This window comes from Variovorax sp. GW821-FHT09D04 (assembly GCF_059416405.1).
The window spans coordinates 25161-43185 of record NZ_JBWKPA010000016.1; the positions used below are offsets into that span (position 1 = coordinate 25161).

The following is an 18025-nucleotide window of genomic DNA, read 5'->3' on the forward strand; positions in this document are numbered from 1 at the left end:
TCACCTCCACGAAAGCCCTCCCATGAACACCCGTCGCACCCTCGTCGCCGCCGCCCTGTCCGGCCTCGCCTTCTTCGGTTTCGCTGGCGCCGCGCAAGCCCAGGGCGAGCCGCTGCGCGTGGCCACCGACGCCACCTTCCCGCCGATGGAGTTCGTGGAAAACGGCAAGCGCACCGGCTTCGACGTGGAGCTGGTGGAAGCCATCGGCAAGACGCTGGGCCGCAAGATCGAGTGGATCGACATCGACTTCAAGGGCCTCGTTCCGGGCCTCATCTCCAAGCGCTTCGACATGGCCGTGTCGGGCATCTACATCACCGACGAGCGCAAGAAGGTCGTCGACTTCACCGTGCCGTACTACGCCGGCGGCCTCGTGGTCATGGTGAAGGACAACAACACGACCATCAAGAAGCCGGCCGACATCAACGGCAAGAAGGTCAGCGTGCAGGTGGGCACCAAGTCCGTGTCGTACACGAAGGAGAAATTCCCGCAGGTGCAGCTGATGGAAGTCGAGAAGAACCAGGAGATGTTCAACCTCGTGGACATCGGCCGCGCCGACGCTGCCGTCACCGGCAAGCCCGCCGCCTTCCAGTACGTGCGCACGCGCGGCGGCCTGAAGGTGCTCGACGAACAGATCACCACCGAGGAATACGGCATGGCCATCCGCAAGGACACGCCGGAGCTCACCAAGGCCGTGAACGGCGCGATCGAGAAGCTCAAGGCCGACGGCACCTACGCCGCCATCGTGAAGAAGTGGTTCAGCGCCACCGCCAAGTGATGTTGGCCCCCCGGCTTTTCACGCGCTACGCGCATGTAACTCCACCCCCCGAGGGGGAGGCGCGGCCGGCTTGGGGCGGCCCGGCGCTCGGCCGCCGAAAGGATTGAATATGGACTTCGATTTCTCGCCCGTCTGGCAGGGCTGGCCCGACCTGCTGCGCGGCGCGCTGGTCACGGTGGAGATCACCGCCTGCGCGCTGGCCCTGGGTTGCGTGCTGGGCCTGCTGGTCGGCATCGGCCGGCTGAACCCGAAGCGGCGCTGGATCTACGGCGTGTGCACCGCCTACGTGGCGGCGATTCGCGGCACGCCGCTGCTGGTGCAGCTGTTCATCCTGTTCTTCGGCCTGCCGCACTTCGGCATCCTGCTGCCGGCCTTCGTGTGCGGCGTGCTGGGGCTCGGCGTGTACTCGGGCGCCTATGTGTCCGAGATCGTGCGCGGCGCGATCCAGTCGATCGACAAGGGCCAGACCATGGCCGCGCAGTCGCTGGGCATGACGCCCGGCGTGGCGATGCGCCAGATCGTGTTGCCGCAGGCCGTGGTGCGCATGATTCCGCCGCTGGGCAACGAGTTCATCGCGCTCATCAAGAACTCGGCGCTGGTGTCGCTTCTGACCATTCATGACGTGATGCACGAAGGCCAGAAGATCATCAGCGTGTCGTACCGCTCGCTCGAGGTGTACCTGGCCATCGCGCTCGTGTACTTCATGCTCACGGGCACGATGACCCTGATCCTGCGGCATTTCGAACAGAAGCTGCGCCAGGGCGGGTTGATGCGATGAGCGTGCAGCGTTTTTCGCGCGCGACCCTGCGCGCCACGCCCTGGAAGAACGGCGGCGGCACCACGCAGGAAATCGCCAGCTGGCCACAAGGTGCCGGGCTCGACAGCTTCGGCTGGCGCGTGAGCATCGCCACCATCGCGTCGCCCGGCCCGTTCTCGGTGTTCCCGGGCATCGACCGCCAGATCATGCTGCTCGAAGGCGACGGCGTGCGCCTCTTCACGCACGACGGCCGCGTGTCGCACCGGCTCGACGTGCCGCACCAGCCCTTCGCCTTCTCGGGCGACGACCCGATCGACTGCACGCTGCTCGGCGGCGCCTCGAACGACTTCAACGTGATGGCGCGCGGCGGCCAGTGGCGCGCCGACGTGCAGGTGCTGGAACGCGCCGCCGACATCGCGCCCGCGCCGCACGGCGTGCTGCTGGCCTTGCGCGGTGAGTGGCGCTTGAATGACGGCGAGGCCCTGGGTGACGGCGACGGCCTGTGCTGGACCGACGCCGCGCAAGCATGGCAGGCCGCACCGGCGAGCGACGGCGCGCGGCTGGTGGCCGTGCGCTTCGTGCCGGCCTGAGCGGCCCAAGCAAAGAACAGGAGATGACGATGACACCCCCCAGCGAATTCCCCTCGGCCGACGGCCTGTGGACCGGCCTGCGCCTGGCGCCCGGTGCGGCGCCCGGCGTCACCTTGGCGCCCGACGCCGAAGCCGCCCTCGTGGTCGCGCAGGGCACGGTCCGCTGGGTCGGTGCGCGCGCCGACCTGCCCGCCGAATTCGCGGGGCTCGCGCCGCACGACGGCGGCGGTGCGCTCGTCACGCCTGGCCTCGTCGATTGCCACACGCACCTGGTCTACGGCGGTCAGCGCGCCAACGAGTTCGCGATGCGGCTGGCGGGTGCCACGTACGAAGAAGTGGCGAAGGCCGGCGGCGGCATCGTCTCGTCGGTGCGCGCCACGCGCGAGGCCGACGAGGACACGCTGTTCGCCCAGGCCGCCGCGCGCCTCGAGCAGCTGCTGGCCGACGGCGTCTGCGCCATCGAGATCAAGTCGGGCTACGGCCTGGCGCTCGAACACGAGCGCAAGCAGCTGCGCGTGGCGCGGCGACTGGGCCAGGCCTATGGCGTCACCGTGCGCACCACCTTCCTCGGCGCGCACGCGCTGCCGCCCGAATACGCCGGCCGCAGCGGCGACTACATCGACCTTGTCTGCAAGGAGATGCTGCCCGCGCTCGCCGCCGAAGGGCTGGTCGATGCGGTCGACGTGTTCTGCGAACGCATCGCCTTCTCGCTCGCGGAAACCGAGCAGGTCTTCCAAGCCGCCAAGGCGCTGGGCCTGCCGGTGAAGCTGCATGCCGAGCAGCTCTCGGACATGGGCGGCGCGGCGCTGGCCGCGCGCTACGGCGCGCTGTCGTGCGACCACATCGAGCACCTGTCGGCCGACGGCATCGCGGCCATGCGCCAGTCGGGCACCGTGGCCGTGCTGCTGCCCGGCGCCTACTACACGCTGCGCGACACGCACCTGCCGCCCATCGACGCGCTGCGCGCCGCGGGCGTGCCGATGGCCGTCTCGACCGACCACAACCCCGGCACCTCGCCGACGCTGAGCCTGCTGCTGATGGTCAACATGGCCTGCACGCTGTTCCGCCTCACCGTGCCCGAGGCGCTGGCCGGCGTCACCGTGCACGCCGCGCGCGCGCTGGGCCTGCAGGACACGCACGGCGCCATCGCGCCCGGCATGCCCGCCAACTTCGTGCTCTGGAACCTGCACGACGCCGCCGAGCTGGCCTACTGGTTCGGCCAGCAGCCGGTGCGCGCCGTGGTGCGCCAGGGACGCATCGCCATCGGAGCCACCGAATGACACACACGCTTTTCGCAGCCGATGCGCTGCTGCCCGCGGGCTGGACGAAGAACGTCCTGCTGACGTGGAACGATGCCGGCCAGCTCACGCAGGTGCAAGCTGGCGCGCAACCGCCAGCGGGCGCGCAGGTGGCGACCGGCCCGGTGATCCCCGGCATGCCCAACCTGCATTCGCACGCCTTCCAGCGCGCCTTCGCTGGCCTCACCGAGCACCGCGCCGAACAGCAGGACAGCTTCTGGAGCTGGCGCACGCTGATGTACCGCTTTGCCGCGCGCCTCGGCCCGCAGCACATGGAAGCGATCGCGACCTGGCTCTACGCCGAGATGCTCGAGGCGGGCTACACCAGCGTGTGCGAGTTCCAGTACGTGCACCACGACACCGACGGCCGCCCCTACGCCGACGACGCGGCACTGAGCCGCGCGCTGCTGCGCGCTGCGCAGAACACCGGCATCGGCTTCACGCTGCTGCCCGTGCTCTACCAGACCAGCGGCTTCGGCGACCAGCCACCCACCGAGGGGCAGCGCCGCTTCATCCGCTCGACCGAATCGATGCTGCGCCTGCTCGACACGCTCAAGCCCGACTGCGACGCGCAGGGCGCGCGCTTGGGCCTGGCGCCGCACTCGCTGCGCGCCGTGCCGCCCGAGGCGCTGCGCGAGGCGCTCGCCGGCCTGGACGCCATCGACCGCACCGCGCCGGTCCACATCCACATCGCCGAGCAGACGAAGGAAGTGGACGACTGCGTGGAGTGGAGCGGCCTGCGCCCGGTCGAATGGCTGCTCGACCACGCGAGCGTCGATGCGCGCTGGTGCCTCGTGCACGCCACGCACATGAACGACGCCGAATACGAATACGCGGCCCAGAGCGGCGCGGTCGCGGGCCTGTGCCCGACCACCGAGGCCAACCTGGGCGACGGCATCTTCGACTTCGCGCGCTGGCGCAGCCACGGCGGCGCCTGGGGCGTGGGCTCCGACAGCCACGCCAGCGTCAACGCGGCCGAGGAGCTGCTGATGCTCGAGTACAGCCAGCGCCTGGGCCGGCGCCAGCGCAACGTCGGCGCCAGCGCGGCGCAGCCGCACGTGGCCACCGCGCTCACGCTCGAAGCGGTGCAGGGCGGGGCGCAGGCGGCGGGCCGCGCGGTCGGCGGGTTGGCCGCGGGGCAGCAGGCCGACTTCGTCGTGCTCGATGCCCATCACCTCGCGCTGCAGGGCCTGTCGGCGCCTGACATGCTCTCGGCCCATGTGTTCGCGAGCCACCGCACCTCGGCCGTCGACGCGGTCTGGGTGGCGGGCCGCCCGCGCGTCACGGCCGGCCGCCACGCGCTGCATGGCGATGCCGCAGCCGCCTTCGTTGCCGCGCGCACCCAACTCCTCAAGGACTGAATTCCCATGGCCTTCACCACCACCGAACCGGCGTTCCGCTTCCGCCAGGGCACGCGCCCGCTGCTGATCTCGATGCCGCACGTCGGCACGCACGTGCCGCCCGCGCTGGCCGCCCGCTTCACCGACGAGGCGCGCCGCGTGCCCGACACCGACTGGCACCTCGAACAGCTCTACGACTTCGCCGACGCGCTCGGCGCCTCGGTGCTCGTGGCCACGCACTCGCGCTACGTGGTCGACCTGAACCGTCCGCCGGACGGCGCCAGCCTCTACCCGGGCCAGAGCGTCACCGGCCTGTGCCCGGTCGACACCTTCGACGACACGCCGGTCTATGCGAAGCCCGAAGACCACCCGTCCGACGAAGAAGTTGCCGAACGCCGCGAGGCCGTCTGGCGCCCCTACCACCAGCAGCTGCAGGCCGAGCTCGATCGCCTGACGGCCGCGCACGGCACCGTCGCGCTGTGGGACGCGCACTCGATCCGCTCGGTGCTGCCGCGCTTCTTCGAAGGCAAGCTGCCCGACCTGAACCTGGGCACCGCCGACGGCAAGAGCTGCGACCCCGCGCTGGCCGCCACGCTGCGCGGCATCGCCGAATCGGCACCGGGCTACACCGGCGTGCTCAACGGCCGCTTCAAGGGCGGCCACATCACGCGCCAGTACGGCAACCCGGCCGGCGGCGTGCACGCGGTGCAGCTGGAGATGACCCAGTCGAGCTACATGCAGGAAGCGCTGCCCTTCGACTACCTGCCCGACGTGGCCGCGGGCGTGAAGCCGCACGTGCGCCGCATGCTGGAAGCGGTGCTGGCCTTCGTCGAAGGCGGCGCCCGGTGAGCGCCGCCATCCACGCGTTCGCGCGCCCCGAGGTGCCGCCGCTGCCGCCCTACAACGCGGGGCTGTCCTCGGAGGCCGTGCGCGCGCGCTACGGCGTCAGCGAGATCGCGCGGCTGGCGAGCAATGAGAACCCGTACGGCCCCAGCCCCGCGGTGGCGCGGGCGCTGGTCGATCTGGCGGCGCGCGCGGGCACCTACCCCGACGCCAACTCCACGGCGCTGCGTGCCGCCATCGCGCAGCGCACCGGTGCGCAGCCCGGCGAGGTGGTGATCGGCAACGGCTCCGAGGACATCCTGCAGATGCTGTGCCAGGCACTGCTGTCGCCGGGCGACCGGGTGCTCACGCAGCGCCCGGCCTTCGGCCTGCACGAGATCTACCCGCGCATGATGGGCGCGCAGGTCGAGCTGCTGACGCTCACGCCGGAACTCGGCTTCGACGTCGACGCCTGGTGCGCGGCGCTCGCGCGCGGGCCCAAGGTGGTGATGCTGGCCAACCCCTCGAACCCGGTCGGCTGCATGTTCGATGCGGACGACTTCGCGCGCCTGCTCGCGGCGGTGCCCGCGGGCACGCTGCTGGTGGTGGACGAGGCCTACTACGAATATGCGCGGCTGGCGCCCGGCTACCCCGACGTGCTCGCCCTGCTGCGCGCATGGCAGGCGGCCGGCGAAGGTCGCTCCCCGTGGATCGTGCTGCGCACCTTCTCCAAGGCCTGGGGCCTGGCCGGCCTGCGCGTGGGCTACGGCATTGCGTCCGACGCGGCGCTGGTGCAGCTGCTCGACCGCGTGCGCACGCCCTTCAACGTGAACCTGGCGGCGCAGGCCGCGGCGCTGGCGGCCTGGGGCGACGAGGCCTTCATGGCGCAGGCGGTGGCGCGCACCGTGCAACAGCGCGAGGCGCTGGCGGCGCAGCTTCGCGCCCTGGCCGGGTCGGCCTGGCCGGGCCTGCGCATCGCGCCTTCGGCGGCCAACTTCCTGTTCGTCGACCTCGGGCGGCCCAACGCGCCGGTCAACGAGGCGTTGCTGGCGCGCGGGATCATCGTCAAGCCCTGGAAAGAGCCGGGCTTCGAAACCTTCATCCGCGTGTCGGTGGGCACCGACGCGGACAACGCGCGCTTCGTGCAGGCGCTGGCGGAGATCGCGGGCGGGCAAGGCTGACGCCGGCAAGACCCGCCAGCGCGCCGGGCCAGACCGGGGTTTTTACAATCGCGGACATGACCAAGCCCCTCATCTATACCCGCGGCCAGGCGCTGCCGGGCATCCTCGCCAACCGCATTGCCATCCTCGACGGCGCGATGGGCACGATGATCCAGCGCTTCAAGCTCACCGAAGCGCAGTACCGCGGCGAGCGCTTCAAGGACTTCGAGCGCGACGTGAAGGGCAACAACGAGCTGCTGTCGCTCACGCGCCCCGACGTCATCACCGACATCCACGAGGCCTACCTCGCGGCCGGCGCCGACCTCATCGAGACCAACACCTTCGGCGCCACCACCATCGCGCAGGAGGACTACAAGATGGCCCACCTGGCGCGCGAGATGAACCTCGAATCGGCCAAGCTGGCGCGCGCGGCCTGCGACAAGTACAGCACGCCCGACAAGCCGCGCTTCGTGGCCGGCGCCCTCGGCCCGACGCCCAAGACGGCGAGCATCAGCCCCGACGTGAACGACCCGGGCGCGCGCAACGTCGATTTCGAATCGCTGCGCGCGGCGTACTACGAGCAGACCGAGGCGCTGGTCGAAGGCGGCGCCGACGTGATCCTGGTCGAGACCATCTTCGACACGCTCAACGCCAAGGCCGCGCTGTTCGCGGTGGACGAATATTTCGACAACAGCGGCCAGCGCCTGCCGCTGATCATCAGCGGCACGGTGACCGACGCCTCGGGCCGCATCCTCAGCGGCCAGACCGTCACCGCCTTCTGGCACAGCGTGCGCCATGCACAGCCGCTGGCCATCGGCCTGAACTGCGCGCTGGGCGCGACGCTGATGCGCCCCTACATCCAGGAGCTGGCGCGCGTGGCGGGCGACACCTACATCAGCTGCTACCCGAACGCCGGCCTGCCCAACCCGATGAGCGACACCGGCTTCGACGAGACGCCCGACGTCACCTCGCGCCTGCTGCACGAGTTCGCGGCCGAGGGGCTGGTGAACATCGTGGGCGGCTGCTGCGGCACCACGCCGGACCACATCGCGGCGATCGGTGCAGCGGTGGCGCCCGCGAAGGGCCGCCTGCTGAACAGCAACGGCTTCTACAAAGAAGCCGCCTGAAGCCGGGCGCCGCGCGCGCCCTCGGCTGATTGACGGCTCCCCGCCCCACGCCTACGCTGGGGCGCACAGGAGCCTCCCATGAACGCCACATCCTTCTTGCGCCGCGCTGCCTTGGGCGCGCTCGTCCTGCTGCTGCCGCTTGCGGCGGCGGCGCAGCAGGCCTTCACGCGCGGCGCGGTCAACCTGCGCGCCGGGCCCTCGGGCGACTATCCGCTGGTGGCACGGCTCGGGCCGGGGCAACCGGTCGACGTGGTCGGTTGCACCAGCGGCTACGGCTGGTGCGACGTGGTGCTGCCCGACGGCGGGCGCGGCTGGGTCTGGGCAAGGAACCTCGACTACGCCTACCAGCAGCAGCGCGTGCCGCTGGCCACCTACGGCGCGGTCATCGGCGTGCCGATCGTGAGCTTCGTGATCGGCAGCTACTGGGCCGACTACTACCGCGACCGCCCCTGGTACGGCGACCGGCGCTGGTGGGGCCACCGGCCCCCGCCGCCGCCGATCGCGGGCTGGCGCCCGCCGCCGCCCGTGCACCCGGGCTGGCAGCCGCGGCCCTGGCCGGGGCCTGGCGTGCGTCCGCCCCACGGACCCGGGGTCCGTCCACCTCATGGACCTGGGGTCCGTCCCCCGCACGGGCCGGGCATCCGGCCGCCCGTCGACCCCGGGTTCCGCCCGCCGCGACCGCAGCCGGGCTTCCGGCCCGGGCCGCCGCCGGGCGTGTCGCATCCGCATCCGGGCGGAGGCCGGCCCGGTGGGGGCGGCGGTGGTGGAGGAGGGCGTCCGCACGGCGGGGGCGGTGGGCACGGCGGTGGAGGCGGGCACGGCCACGGCCACGGAAAGAATTGACCCGGCTCACACGGCCGGCGTCCCGATGCCGGCCGCCGCCTGACGGTCGCGTGCGATCAGCGCCACGAAGCGCTGCGCGCCCAGGCCCAGCGGCCGTTCGCGCGACCACACCACGTCCACCCACAGGTCCAGCCCGTTGCTGAGGTTCTCGAACGGGATCTCGACCAGCGCGCCCGCCGCCACGTGCGGCCGCGCGAAGTTGCGCGGCAGCCAGCCCCAGCCCAGCCCGGCGGTGATCAGGCTCAGCGCGGCCAGCGCGTTGTCGGTGCGCCAGACATGCCGCGCGAACACGAAGCGCGGGTCGCTGGTGGCCAGGTCGCGCCCCGCGACCACGATCTGGCGCGTGTTGGTCAGGTGCTCCTCGCGCAGGCGCCCGCCGGCCGCCGCACGCAGCACGGGGTGCTCGGGCGCCATCACGGCCACCATGGTGTCGCTGCCCACCTCCTGGAAGCCCTCGCGGCCGTCGAGGCTGGGGCGCTCGAACACCAGCGCCAGCTGCGCCCGGCCGCTGTGCAGCAGCGCCAGCGCGTCGGCCTGCGGCGCGGCCAGCACCTCGACCTGCAGCAGCGGGTAGTCGTCGGCCAGCGCGGCCAGCGGCCCGCTCCAGGGCGCGGCCAGCAATTCGGGCGCGATGGCCAGCGTGAGCCGGTCTTCCAACCCCTGTGTGAGCGCCAGCGCCTGCACCTGCAACTGCCGCAGCTGGGCCGCGAGCAGCCGCGCCTGCGGCTCGAGCGAGCGCGCGGCCGACGTGGGCTGGGGCTCGCGGCCGCTGCGGTCGAACAGCGGCAGCGCCAGCTCGGCCTCGAGGTTGGCGATGGCCATGCTCACGGCCGACGGCACCTTGCGCAGCGCCCGCGCGGCGGCCGAGAACGAGCCGTGGTCGATCACGGCCAGGAAGACCTCGACGTTGTCGCTGGAGAAAGCCATGGCGCCCCGATCTATCAATAAAATTGAAATAAGTTAACTTTTTATATCAACTAAAAGCAAATAAAGTCCCTCCATCGCAGTCAAACACACAGAGAAACAGTCATGCAGGGCCTTCAGCGTCGGATCGTTTACATCTCCCTCTACGAGGGCATCGCCATCGTGGCGGCCAGCGCCGGCCTGGCCCTGATGTCGGACGCGGGGCTCGGCCACTCGGGCCTGCTGGCCGTGGGCGCCTCGGTGATCGCGGTGATCTGGAACCTGACCTTCAACGCCCTGTTCGAGCGCTGGGAGTCGCGCCAGGCGGTGCGCGGGCGCAGCCTGAAGCGCCGCATCGCCCACGCCATCGGCTTCGAGGGCGGCCTGATCGCCTTCCTGGTGCCGATGCTGGCCTGGGGCCTGGGCGTGTCGCTGTGGCAGGCGCTGGTGATGGACCTGGGCCTGGTGGTGTTCTTCCTGGTCTATACCTTCGTCTTCAACTGGGCTTTCGACCGCGTGTTCGGCCTGCCGGCCTCGGCCATGGGCGAAGCGCAGCCTGCGTAAGCATGCGCTTACTTAACGAATTCAGCGCGCCGGCTTGGGCGCGGCAGCCGAGCGCATCGCCAGGGCACCGCTCAGGCGCAGGCGCTCGTTTTCGTTGAAGAGCGTCTCGCGCAGCTGGGCCCGCTCGGCCTCGGGTGCGCTGGCGTAGCGGTCGAGCCGGGCGTTCCATTCCTGGGTTTCCTGGTCGAGCGTGGCCAGGCCGCGCGCCACCTCGTAGCCGTAGGCCTCGCTGCGCGCGGCAAAGCGCTCCTGGGGGCTGGCGCCACGCGCCTGCAACGCCTCGGTCTGGCGCATCACGTCCAGATGGGCCACGGCCTCCTTGCGCACCTCGCGCTGCGCGGGCGACAGCCAGGCCTGCTCGCTTTGCGCCAGCGCCGCGGCCCGTTGCTCGGGCGTGAGGTCGGGGTTGGACAGCAGTTCCATCTTCTCGGCCATGAACCGGTCCTGCCGGATCTGGTCGCCGAACAGGCCTTCGATTTCCTCGGGCGCGAAGAACTGACGGCGCACCGCCTCGCGCGCCTCCAGGCTACGGCGCAAAAAGGCCGGGTCGCCGGGCGCGGGCGGCTGCAGGGTGCGCAGGGCTTCCTGCATGTCGACGTAGCGCTCCAGCAGGCCCAGCGCGCGCACGCGCCAGTCCTCGCGCAGGCGCTGGGCGAGCAGGGCGGGCGCGCGGGCCATCAGCGTGGCCTTGCTGTCGGCCTGCGCTTCGGCGAGCACCTGGTCGAAGAGGGTGATGAGGTCGCTGGTGAGCAGGGCGTCGGGGGCCGCGGCGGTGGACTGCGCCGGACGAGGCGCGGTGGGCACCGCGACTGCCGCCGTGGCACGGGGCGCGGCGGCTTGCGGCGCATCGACCGCCCCGGGGCCGAGCGCCAGCCAGCCGGTCCCCGCCGCCACCAGCGCGACGGCGCCGATGGTCAAGGCCACACCGCGCATGCGCAGCGTCCTCAGAGCCCCGCGCTCTTGAGTCGCGCGGCCTGTTCCCTGAACAGCTCCGGCGGCTTCTTCTCGTAGTACGGGAACTGGCTGCCGTAGGTGTTGCCGAAGGCCTGGTTCACCTCGTCCAGGTGGTTCTGGCGGTAGTCGCCCAGGTGGGTGCCCAGGCGCGTGGTGCAGACCGCGAGCAGGCCGTCGTTGGCCTCGCCGAAGAAGAACAGGCTGCCCAGGGTCGACAGCGCCGTGTCGCTCGGGTCGAACAGGTTGAAGCTGGTCGACACGCCCGACCACGAGTAGTAGCGCACGCCGTTGGCCACGGCCGCACCGCTCTTCACGTCGCACGACGAGCCCGGCGCGGGGCGCCCCTGCGGGAACTTGGCGTCGAAGGCCGCGCCGCCCGCCGTGGTCAGCGAGGCCAGCGCGTTCAGCGGCACCTCGGGCAGCTGGCTCGGGTCCTTGCCCGAGAGAAAGCCGATCAGCCCCGTCAGCAGGCCGACGGCCTTCACCACCAGGGTCTGGCCGATGCCGCCTTCGGGCAGCTTGGCCAGCAGGTCTGCCACCTTCGAGCCGCCGTTGGCGCCGCCCACCGACGTGACCGAGGCCACCATGTCGGGCGCCACCGCCGCCACGTAGCGCACCGTGGGCGAGCCCTGCGAATGGCCGATGAGGTTGAACTTGAGCGTGGGGTTCTGCTCCAGCGCGCGGATGGTCTTGAGCTCCTGCAGCAGCTGCTCGCCGCGGATCTCGGAGGTGTTGGTGCCCGACACCTGCGCCACGTACACCTTGGCGCCCGCGGCGGCCAGCCTGCCGGGGATGTCGTAGAAGTAGTCGACGCCCAGCAGGTTGTCGAAGCCCAGCAGGCCGTGGACCAGCACGATCGGGTACTTTGTCTTCGCCGTGTCGGAGGTGACGCGGGCCTCGACGCGGGTGGCGCTGTCGCCGGCGGCGGCATGCGCTGGCGGCGCGTGAACCGCGAGGGCCGCGGCGGCCAGGAGGCCGCAGCTCAAGGCCACGGCGCGCATCGGGGTGGCTGCATGCTGCAACCGGACATTCCACTTCCTGGCCATCGGCGAACTCCCTTACGTTTGGTTAAAAACACGAACGTTCGTTCAGAAACGGTGGGCGCATTCTGTTGACACGTGCAGGAATGAAAACTGGGGTTTTCCCAGGGCGCAATCGAATCGACCTAAAATGCGCGACTTCCCAAGGAGCGTTGCAGCGGTTCGCCACAGAGGCGAATCGTCAGGCTTGGGGCGACAACGACGCTCGCCTGTCCGACTCTTCCGCAGGTGAGGCCATGTCCCAGATTCCCGCATCCGTTTCCGCTCCCGTCGCTCCCCCTCCCATGAAGCTGTCCGGCCTCGAGCCGGTCGCCATCGGCGAGGGCACGCTGTTCGTCAATATCGGCGAGCGCACCAACGTCACCGGCTCCAAGGCCTTCGCGCGCATGATCCTCAACGGCCAGTTCGAGGACGCCCTGGCCGTCGCGCGCCAGCAGGTGGAGAACGGCGCGCAGGTCATCGACATCAACATGGACGAGGCCATGCTCGACAGCAAGGCCGCCATGGTGCGTTTCCTGAACCTCATCGCCAGCGAGCCCGACATCGCGCGCGTGCCGGTGATGGTCGACAGCTCCAAGTGGGACGTCATCGAGGCCGGCCTGCGCTGCATCCAGGGCAAGGGCATCGTCAACTCCATCTCCATGAAGGAGGGCGTCGACAAGTTCAAGCACGAGGCCAAGCTGGTCAAGCGCTACGGCGCGGCCGCCGTGGTCATGGCCTTCGACGAGAAGGGCCAGGCCGACACCTACGCACGCAAGATCGAGATCTGCGAGCGCGCCTACCGCGTGCTGGTCGACGAGGTGGGCTTTCCGCCCGAAGACATCATCTTCGACCCGAACATCTTCGCCATCGCCACCGGCATCGAGGAGCACGACAACTACGCGGTCGACTTCATCAACGCCGTGCGCTGGATCAAGCAGAACCTGCCGGGCGCCAAGGTGTCGGGCGGCGTGAGCAACGTGAGCTTCAGCTTCCGCGGCAACGACCCGGTGCGCGAGGCCATCCACACCGTGTTCCTGTACCACGCGATCCAGGCGGGCATGGACATGGGCATCGTCAACGCCGGCATGGTCGGCGTGTACGACGACCTGGAACCCACGCTGCGCGAGCGCGTGGAAGACGTGGTGCTCAACCGCCGCCCCGACGCGGGCGAGCGCCTCGTCGAAGTGGCCGAGACCGCCAAGAGCGGCGCCAAGGACGACAGCAAGAAGCTCGAATGGCGCGGCACGCCCGAGCACCCGGTGCACGTCAACCAGCGCCTGTCGCACGCGATGGTGCACGGCATCACCGACTTCATCGTCGAAGACACCGAAGAGGCCTACCAGCAGATCCTCGCCAAGGGCGGGCGTCCGCTGCACGTGATCGAAGGCCCGCTCATGGACGGCATGAACATCGTGGGCGACCTGTTCGGCCAGGGCAAGATGTTCCTGCCGCAGGTGGTGAAATCGGCGCGCGTGATGAAGTCCGCCGTGGCCCACCTCATCCCGTACATCGAGGAAGAGAAGCGCCAGGACGAGGCCGCGGGCCGCGACGTGCGCACCAAGGGCAAGATCATCATCGCCACCGTGAAGGGCGACGTGCACGACATCGGCAAGAACATCGTCACCGTCGTGCTCCAGTGCAACAACTTCGAAGTGGTGAACATGGGCGTGATGGTCCCGTGCCACGAAATTCTGGCGAAGGCCAAGGTCGAGGGCGCGGACATCGTGGGCCTGTCGGGCCTCATCACGCCCAGCCTCGAAGAGATGCAGTACGTGGCCGGCGAAATGCAGAAGGACGACCACTTCCGCATCAAGAAGATCCCGCTGCTCATCGGCGGCGCCACCACCAGCCGCGTGCACACGGCCGTGAAGATCGCGCCGCACTACGAAGGCCCCGTGGTCTACGTGCCCGACGCCTCGCGCAGCGTGAGCGTGGCGCAGTCGCTGCTCTCGGACCAGGCCACCGCGTACATCGACGAGATCAACGCCGACTACGAGAAGGTGCGCACGCAGCACGCCAACAAGAAGCAGGTGCCGATGTGGCCGCTGGCCAAGGCGCGCGCCAACAAGACGCCCGTCGACTTCGCGAACTTCGTGCCCACCGTGCCCAAGTTCATCGGCCGGCGCGTGTTCAAGAACTTCGACCTCACCGAGCTGGCCAAGTACATCGACTGGGGTCCGTTCTTCCAGACCTGGGACCTGGCCGGCCCGTTCCCCGCCATCCTGAAGGACGAGATTGTCGGCACCGAGGCCGTGCGCGTGTACGCCGACGGCCAGCGCATGCTCAAGCGCCTCATCGAAGGGCGCTGGCTCAGCGCCAGCGGCGTGGTCGGCTTCTGGCCCGCCAACACCGTGAACGACGACGACATCGAGCTCTATACCGACGAGACGCGCAGCGAAGTCGCGCTCACCTGGTACGGCATGCGCCAGCAGACCGAGAAGCAGATGATCGACGGCGTGATGCGCCCCAGCCGTTGCCTGGCCGACTTCGTCGCGCCCAAGGACAGCGGCGTGAAGGACTACGTCGGCGTGTTCGCCGTCACGGCCGGCCTGGGCGTCGAGAAGAAGGAGAAGTTCTTCATCGACGACCTCGACGACTACTCGGCCATCATGCTCAAGGCCCTGGCTGACCGGCTGGCCGAGGCTTTTGCCGAAGCCATGCACCACCGCGTGCGCACCGACCTGTGGGGCTACGCGCCCCACGAGGGCCTGAGCAACGACGACATGATTGCCGAGAAGTACCGCGGCATCCGCCCCGCGCCCGGCTACCCGGCCTGCCCCGACCACAGCGTGAAGGGCCCGATGTTCGACCTTCTGAACTGCGCGGACATTGGCATGACCCTGACGGAGAGCCTCGCTATGATGCCCGCCGCCAGCGTGAGCGGCTTCTACCTCGGGCACCCCGATGCGACGTACTTCAACGTCGGCAAGATCGGGCACGACCAGTTGCAGGACCAGGCCGCGCGGCGCCGCACGAGCGAAGCGGAGCTCGAGCGCCTGCTGGCGCCGAACCTTTGAACCTGCCGGCCGGTCGGCGCGACCGGAGTGACCGGCCACGGGAGTTGATATTCAGAAGCTGATCTTTGCCGCCGCGCACTACGCCCAGTTCGCGATCTTCGTGATTGCCTGCTGGGGTGCCGGCCGCGCGGTGCTCGCGCGCCTGCGCCCGCCCTCGCGCCGCGACGCCTGGCTCGAAGCGGCCATGTCGGCCGCGCTCGGCGCCGGCCTTTACATCTGTGCCTTCCAGGCGCTGGCGATCTTCGGGCTCTTCCGCCGCGAGGCCACGCTGGGCCTGATCGGCGCGGGCGTCGTGGCCGCCGCGTGGCAGTGGCGCGGTTGGCGCGCCGAGGTGCGTGCGCTGCGCGCGGCCGCGCCCGCCACCACGCCGTGGACCCGCTTCGAACGCATCGCCGCCATCGCGCTGGCGCTGGTCGCGCTGCCCGCGCTGGTGGCGCCGCTCGCGCCGCCGGCCGCCTTCGACGAGCTGATGTACCACCTGCCGTATGCGCGCCTCGTGGCGCAGCAGGGCACGCTGGGCATCCACGACTGGCTGCGCTACCCCTGGTTCCCGTACAACTACAACCTGCTGTACGCCGCCGCGCTGCAGGTGGGCGACGACGTGTTGCCGCACTTCCTCAACGCCCTGGCGGGCGCGCTGTCGGTGCTGATGATCTTCCGCCTGGGCATCCTGCACGCCAACCGGCTCACGGCCTGCATCGGCGCGGCCATCTGGCTGGGCATGGGCGACTACGCCAACGCGCTGATCGACATGGGCGTCGCGCTGTTCGTGCTGTCGGCCTTCGTGGCGCTGTGGTGGTGGCGCGAATCCGAGCAGCTGCGCGACGGCACGCGCTGGCTCTGCCTGGCGGCGTTCTGCCTCGGCGTGGCGGCGGGCTCCAAGTACCAGGCGCTGATCTTCCTGCCGCTGGTGGCGCTGTTCGTGGTGCGCCACGAGCGCCGCCTGCTGCAGGCCTGGGCGCCGGCGCTGCTGTGCTTCCTGATCCCGTGCATCTACTGGTACGCGCGCAACGCGATCATGACGGGCGACCCCTTCAACCCGATCGGCGCGCGCGTGTTCGGCTTCACCGAATGGGTGCCGGCCGACTATGTGCAGCAGGTGGCCGACGTGCGCGATCACGCCGAGATGCCCAACGCGCTGATCTGGTCGGTGTTCCTCGCGCCCTTCAGCGTGTGGTGGAAGCGCTCCGCCGCCGTGCGCGCGGCGGGCTGGTTCTGCCTGTACTCGGTGGCCGTGTGGGTCGTGACCTCGCGCTACCCGCGCTACCTCATGGCCTCGTTCCCGCTGCTCGCGATGACGGCCGCCGTGGGCTGGCAGGTGCTGTTCGGCTGGATCGCGGCGGGCGTGCGCCGCCTGCGCGCAGCGCCCGCTGCGGTCGCTGCAGACGGTCCGCGCAGCGGCGCCGGCGTCGGCGACTGGATCGTGGTGCTGCTGCTGGCCGTGCTGGCCGCCGTGTCGGTGGGCCAGACGGCTACCAAGGTGTCGATGATCTCGCTCACGCCCGAGGCGCGCGAGGCCTTCCTGCGCAAGCACGTGCCGGGCTACGGCGTGATGGACTACGTGCGCCGCAACGTGACCGGCCGCGTCTACCAGATTGCGCTGAACGAGGCGATCTACTACGGCCCCAACCCGATCTGGGGCGACACGCTGGGGCGCTGGCGCTACCGCGACTACCTGCTGATGTCGCCCGGCGACACGGCGCGCAAGCTGGCGGCCGAGGGTTTCACCACCGTCGTCATGTCGCCCGAGATGGTGAAAGTGCTCAGCGTGCGGCCCGGCTTCGACCAGTACTATGGCCTGCTGCACGACCAAGACGGCAGCCGCGCCTACCGACTCCTTCCGACGACCGCTCCATGACGACCGACCACCGACCCGCCCCCGTGTCCGCCATGCCGCGCATTGCCGCCGTCATTCCCTGCTTCAACGAGGCCCTGGCCATCACCCAGGTGATCGAAGGCTTCCGCGCGGCCCTGCCCGGCGCCGAGATCCACGTCTTCGACAACAACTCCACCGATGACACGGCCGCCGTGGCCCGCGCGGCCGGCGCGATCGTCACGCACGTGGCCGCGCGCGGCAAGGGCAACGTGGTGCGGCGCATGTTCGCCGACGTCGAGGCCGACATCTACGTGATGGTCGACGGCGACGCCACCTACGACACCACCGCCGCGCCGCGCCTCATCGCGCGGCTGGTCGAGGGCAACCTCGACATGGTGGTCGGCAGCCGCGTGGACGACGGCCAGGACGCGCTCACCTACCGCGCCGGCCACCGCTTCGGCAACTGGCTGCTCACGGGCACCGTGGCGCAGCTCTTCGGCGGCGGCCTCACCGACATGCTCTCGGGCTACCGCGTGTTCTCGCGCCGCTATGCCAAGTCGTTCCCGGCGCTGTCGCAGGGCTTCGAGATCGAGACCGAGCTGACCGTGCACGCGCTCGAACTGCGCATGCCCTACGCCGAGGAAGCCACGGCCTACAGCACGCGCCCCGAAGGCTCGCACAGCAAGCTCTCGACCTACCGCGACGGCTGGCGCATCCTGAAGACCATCGGCAAGCTGTTCGTGAGCGAGCGGCCGCTGCAGTTCTTCTCGATCGTTGCGGCCGTGCTCGCGATCGCTGCGCTCGCGCTGGCCCTGCCGCTGTTCATGACCTACGCCCACACCGGCCTGGTGCCGCGGCTGCCCACGGCGGTGCTCGCCACCGGCGCGATGCTGGCGGCGCTGCTGTCCTTCGTCTGCGGCGTGGTGATGCACACCGTCACGCTCGGTCGGCAGGAGGCCAAGCGGCTGCGCTACCTGGCGCAGCCCTGCGTGCGCGAGAGCTTGCGCAAGAGCCTGCGCGCGCACTGACGGCGGCGC

The 18025-nt window shown here is 70.3% G+C and carries 16 protein-coding genes and 1 riboswitch; of the genes, 13 read left to right on the top strand and 3 right to left on the bottom strand.

Annotation, left to right across the window (positions count from 1 at the left end; genetic code table 11):
- Nucleotides 1–22 precede the first annotated feature (22 nt).
- The 9 genes from AC07O4_RS29965 to AC07O4_RS30005 all read left to right on the top strand — a co-directional run bounded on the left by AC07O4_RS29965 (nt 23) and on the right by AC07O4_RS30005 (nt 8712).
- On the top strand, nt 23–775 hold the full coding sequence (locus AC07O4_RS29965) for a transporter substrate-binding domain-containing protein (RefSeq protein ID WP_062482279.1): 753 nt from the start codon (nt 23–25) through the stop codon (nt 773–775).
- Between the two features lie 109 nt (nt 776–884).
- Nucleotides 885–1553: an amino acid ABC transporter permease gene (locus tag AC07O4_RS29970; RefSeq protein ID WP_062482282.1), complete on the top strand. Its 669-nt coding sequence runs from the start codon at nt 885–887 to the stop codon at nt 1551–1553.
- Nucleotides 1550–2122, top strand: coding sequence for a HutD/Ves family protein (locus tag AC07O4_RS29975; RefSeq protein WP_495306419.1), 573 nt, complete (start codon nt 1550–1552; stop codon nt 2120–2122). The genes AC07O4_RS29970 and AC07O4_RS29975 overlap by 4 nt, the downstream gene beginning before the upstream one ends.
- Before the next feature lie 23 nt (nt 2123–2145).
- Nucleotides 2146–3402 carry an imidazolonepropionase gene (gene hutI / locus AC07O4_RS29980; protein ID WP_495306420.1) on the top strand — a complete coding sequence of 419 codons (1257 nt, stop codon included), beginning with the start codon at nt 2146–2148 and terminating at the stop codon, nt 3400–3402.
- Nucleotides 3399–4781 carry a formimidoylglutamate deiminase gene (locus AC07O4_RS29985; RefSeq protein ID WP_495306421.1) on the top strand — a complete coding sequence of 461 codons (1383 nt, stop codon included), beginning with the start codon at nt 3399–3401 and terminating at the stop codon, nt 4779–4781. The genes hutI and AC07O4_RS29985 overlap by 4 nt, the downstream gene beginning before the upstream one ends.
- A gap of 6 nt (nt 4782–4787) precedes the next feature.
- Entirely contained in the window at nt 4788–5609 is an 822-nt protein-coding gene (gene hutG, locus AC07O4_RS29990) for an N-formylglutamate deformylase (RefSeq protein WP_495306422.1), read from the top strand.
- Nucleotides 5606–6763 (top strand): histidinol-phosphate transaminase, encoded by a 1158-nt coding sequence (locus AC07O4_RS29995; RefSeq protein ID WP_495306423.1) that lies wholly within the window; start codon nt 5606–5608, stop codon nt 6761–6763. Before hutG ends, AC07O4_RS29995 begins: the two co-directional genes overlap by 4 nt.
- Before the next feature lie 56 nt (nt 6764–6819).
- A complete protein-coding gene (locus AC07O4_RS30000) occupies nt 6820–7869 on the top strand; it encodes a homocysteine S-methyltransferase family protein (protein WP_062482298.1) in 1050 nt (349 codons plus the stop codon).
- Between the two features lie 78 nt (nt 7870–7947).
- Nucleotides 7948–8712 (top strand): SH3 domain-containing protein, encoded by a 765-nt coding sequence (locus AC07O4_RS30005; RefSeq protein ID WP_159278916.1) that lies wholly within the window; start codon nt 7948–7950, stop codon nt 8710–8712.
- A 6-nt stretch (nt 8713–8718) separates the two neighbouring features.
- On the opposite strand, the gene AC07O4_RS30010 is transcribed toward AC07O4_RS30005, so the two are convergent.
- Nucleotides 8719–9639, bottom strand: a complete 921-nt coding sequence (locus AC07O4_RS30010; protein ID WP_062474000.1) for a LysR family transcriptional regulator — start codon at nt 9637–9639, stop codon at nt 8719–8721.
- 102 nt (nt 9640–9741) lie between these two features.
- On the opposite strand from AC07O4_RS30010, the gene AC07O4_RS30015 reads away from it, so the two are divergent.
- Nucleotides 9742–10179: a PACE efflux transporter gene (locus AC07O4_RS30015; protein ID WP_062473998.1), complete on the top strand. Its 438-nt coding sequence runs from the start codon at nt 9742–9744 to the stop codon at nt 10177–10179.
- Nucleotides 10180–10200: 21 nt separating this feature from the next.
- Here the strand turns inward: AC07O4_RS30015 and AC07O4_RS30020 are convergent, their stop codons facing one another.
- Together AC07O4_RS30020 and AC07O4_RS30025 are read right to left on the bottom strand one after the other, a co-directional pair.
- Nucleotides 10201–11112: a lipase secretion chaperone gene (locus AC07O4_RS30020; protein ID WP_495306424.1), complete on the bottom strand. Its 912-nt coding sequence runs from the start codon at nt 11110–11112 to the stop codon at nt 10201–10203.
- Between the two features lie 11 nt (nt 11113–11123).
- Nucleotides 11124–12179, bottom strand: coding sequence for an esterase/lipase family protein (locus tag AC07O4_RS30025; protein WP_495306425.1), 1056 nt, complete (start codon nt 12177–12179; stop codon nt 11124–11126).
- 132 nt (nt 12180–12311) lie between these two features.
- Nucleotides 12312–12387: riboswitch (S-adenosyl-L-homocysteine riboswitch) on the top strand.
- Nucleotides 12388–12409: 22 nt separating this feature from the next.
- Here AC07O4_RS30025 and metH point away from each other — a divergent pair.
- The 3 genes from metH to AC07O4_RS30040 all read left to right on the top strand — a co-directional run bounded on the left by metH (nt 12410) and on the right by AC07O4_RS30040 (nt 18016).
- Complete coding sequence (gene metH, locus AC07O4_RS30030) at nt 12410–15172, top strand: methionine synthase (protein WP_495306426.1); 2763 nt, start codon at nt 12410–12412, stop codon at nt 15170–15172.
- Nucleotides 15173–15272: 100 nt separating this feature from the next.
- Entirely contained in the window at nt 15273–17030 is a 1758-nt protein-coding gene (locus tag AC07O4_RS30035; protein ID WP_495306427.1) for an ArnT family glycosyltransferase, read from the top strand.
- Complete coding sequence (locus tag AC07O4_RS30040; protein WP_062473993.1) at nt 17027–18016, top strand: glycosyltransferase family 2 protein; 990 nt, start codon at nt 17027–17029, stop codon at nt 18014–18016. The genes AC07O4_RS30035 and AC07O4_RS30040 overlap by 4 nt, the downstream gene beginning before the upstream one ends.
- Nucleotides 18017–18025: the final 9 nt, after the last annotated feature.

What these genes read in the sequence shown, in the direction of transcription:
- AC07O4_RS29965 (WP_062482279.1), top strand. Translation starts at nt 23, where the DNA reads ATGAACACCCGTCGCACCCTCGTCGCCGCCGCCCTGTCCGGCCTCGCC.
- AC07O4_RS29970 (WP_062482282.1), top strand. Translation starts at nt 885, where the DNA reads ATGGACTTCGATTTCTCGCCCGTCTGGCAGGGCTGGCCCGACCTGCTG.
- AC07O4_RS29975 (WP_495306419.1), top strand. Translation starts at nt 1,550, where the DNA reads ATGAGCGTGCAGCGTTTTTCGCGCGCGACCCTGCGCGCCACGCCCTGG.
- hutI (WP_495306420.1), top strand. Translation starts at nt 2,146, where the DNA reads ATGACGATGACACCCCCCAGCGAATTCCCCTCGGCCGACGGCCTGTGG.
- AC07O4_RS29985 (WP_495306421.1), top strand. Translation starts at nt 3,399, where the DNA reads ATGACACACACGCTTTTCGCAGCCGATGCGCTGCTGCCCGCGGGCTGG.
- hutG (WP_495306422.1), top strand. Translation starts at nt 4,788, where the DNA reads ATGGCCTTCACCACCACCGAACCGGCGTTCCGCTTCCGCCAGGGCACG.
- AC07O4_RS30000 (WP_062482298.1), top strand. Translation starts at nt 6,820, where the DNA reads ATGACCAAGCCCCTCATCTATACCCGCGGCCAGGCGCTGCCGGGCATC.
- AC07O4_RS30005 (WP_159278916.1), top strand. Translation starts at nt 7,948, where the DNA reads ATGAACGCCACATCCTTCTTGCGCCGCGCTGCCTTGGGCGCGCTCGTC.
- AC07O4_RS30010 (WP_062474000.1), bottom strand. Translation starts at nt 9,639, where the DNA reads ATGGCTTTCTCCAGCGACAACGTCGAGGTCTTCCTGGCCGTGATCGAC.
- AC07O4_RS30015 (WP_062473998.1), top strand. Translation starts at nt 9,742, where the DNA reads ATGCAGGGCCTTCAGCGTCGGATCGTTTACATCTCCCTCTACGAGGGC.
- AC07O4_RS30020 (WP_495306424.1), bottom strand. Translation starts at nt 11,112, where the DNA reads ATGCGCGGTGTGGCCTTGACCATCGGCGCCGTCGCGCTGGTGGCGGCG.
- AC07O4_RS30025 (WP_495306425.1), bottom strand. Translation starts at nt 12,179, where the DNA reads ATGGCCAGGAAGTGGAATGTCCGGTTGCAGCATGCAGCCACCCCGATG.
- metH (WP_495306426.1), top strand. Translation starts at nt 12,410, where the DNA reads ATGTCCCAGATTCCCGCATCCGTTTCCGCTCCCGTCGCTCCCCCTCCC.
- AC07O4_RS30040 (WP_062473993.1), top strand. Translation starts at nt 17,027, where the DNA reads ATGACGACCGACCACCGACCCGCCCCCGTGTCCGCCATGCCGCGCATT.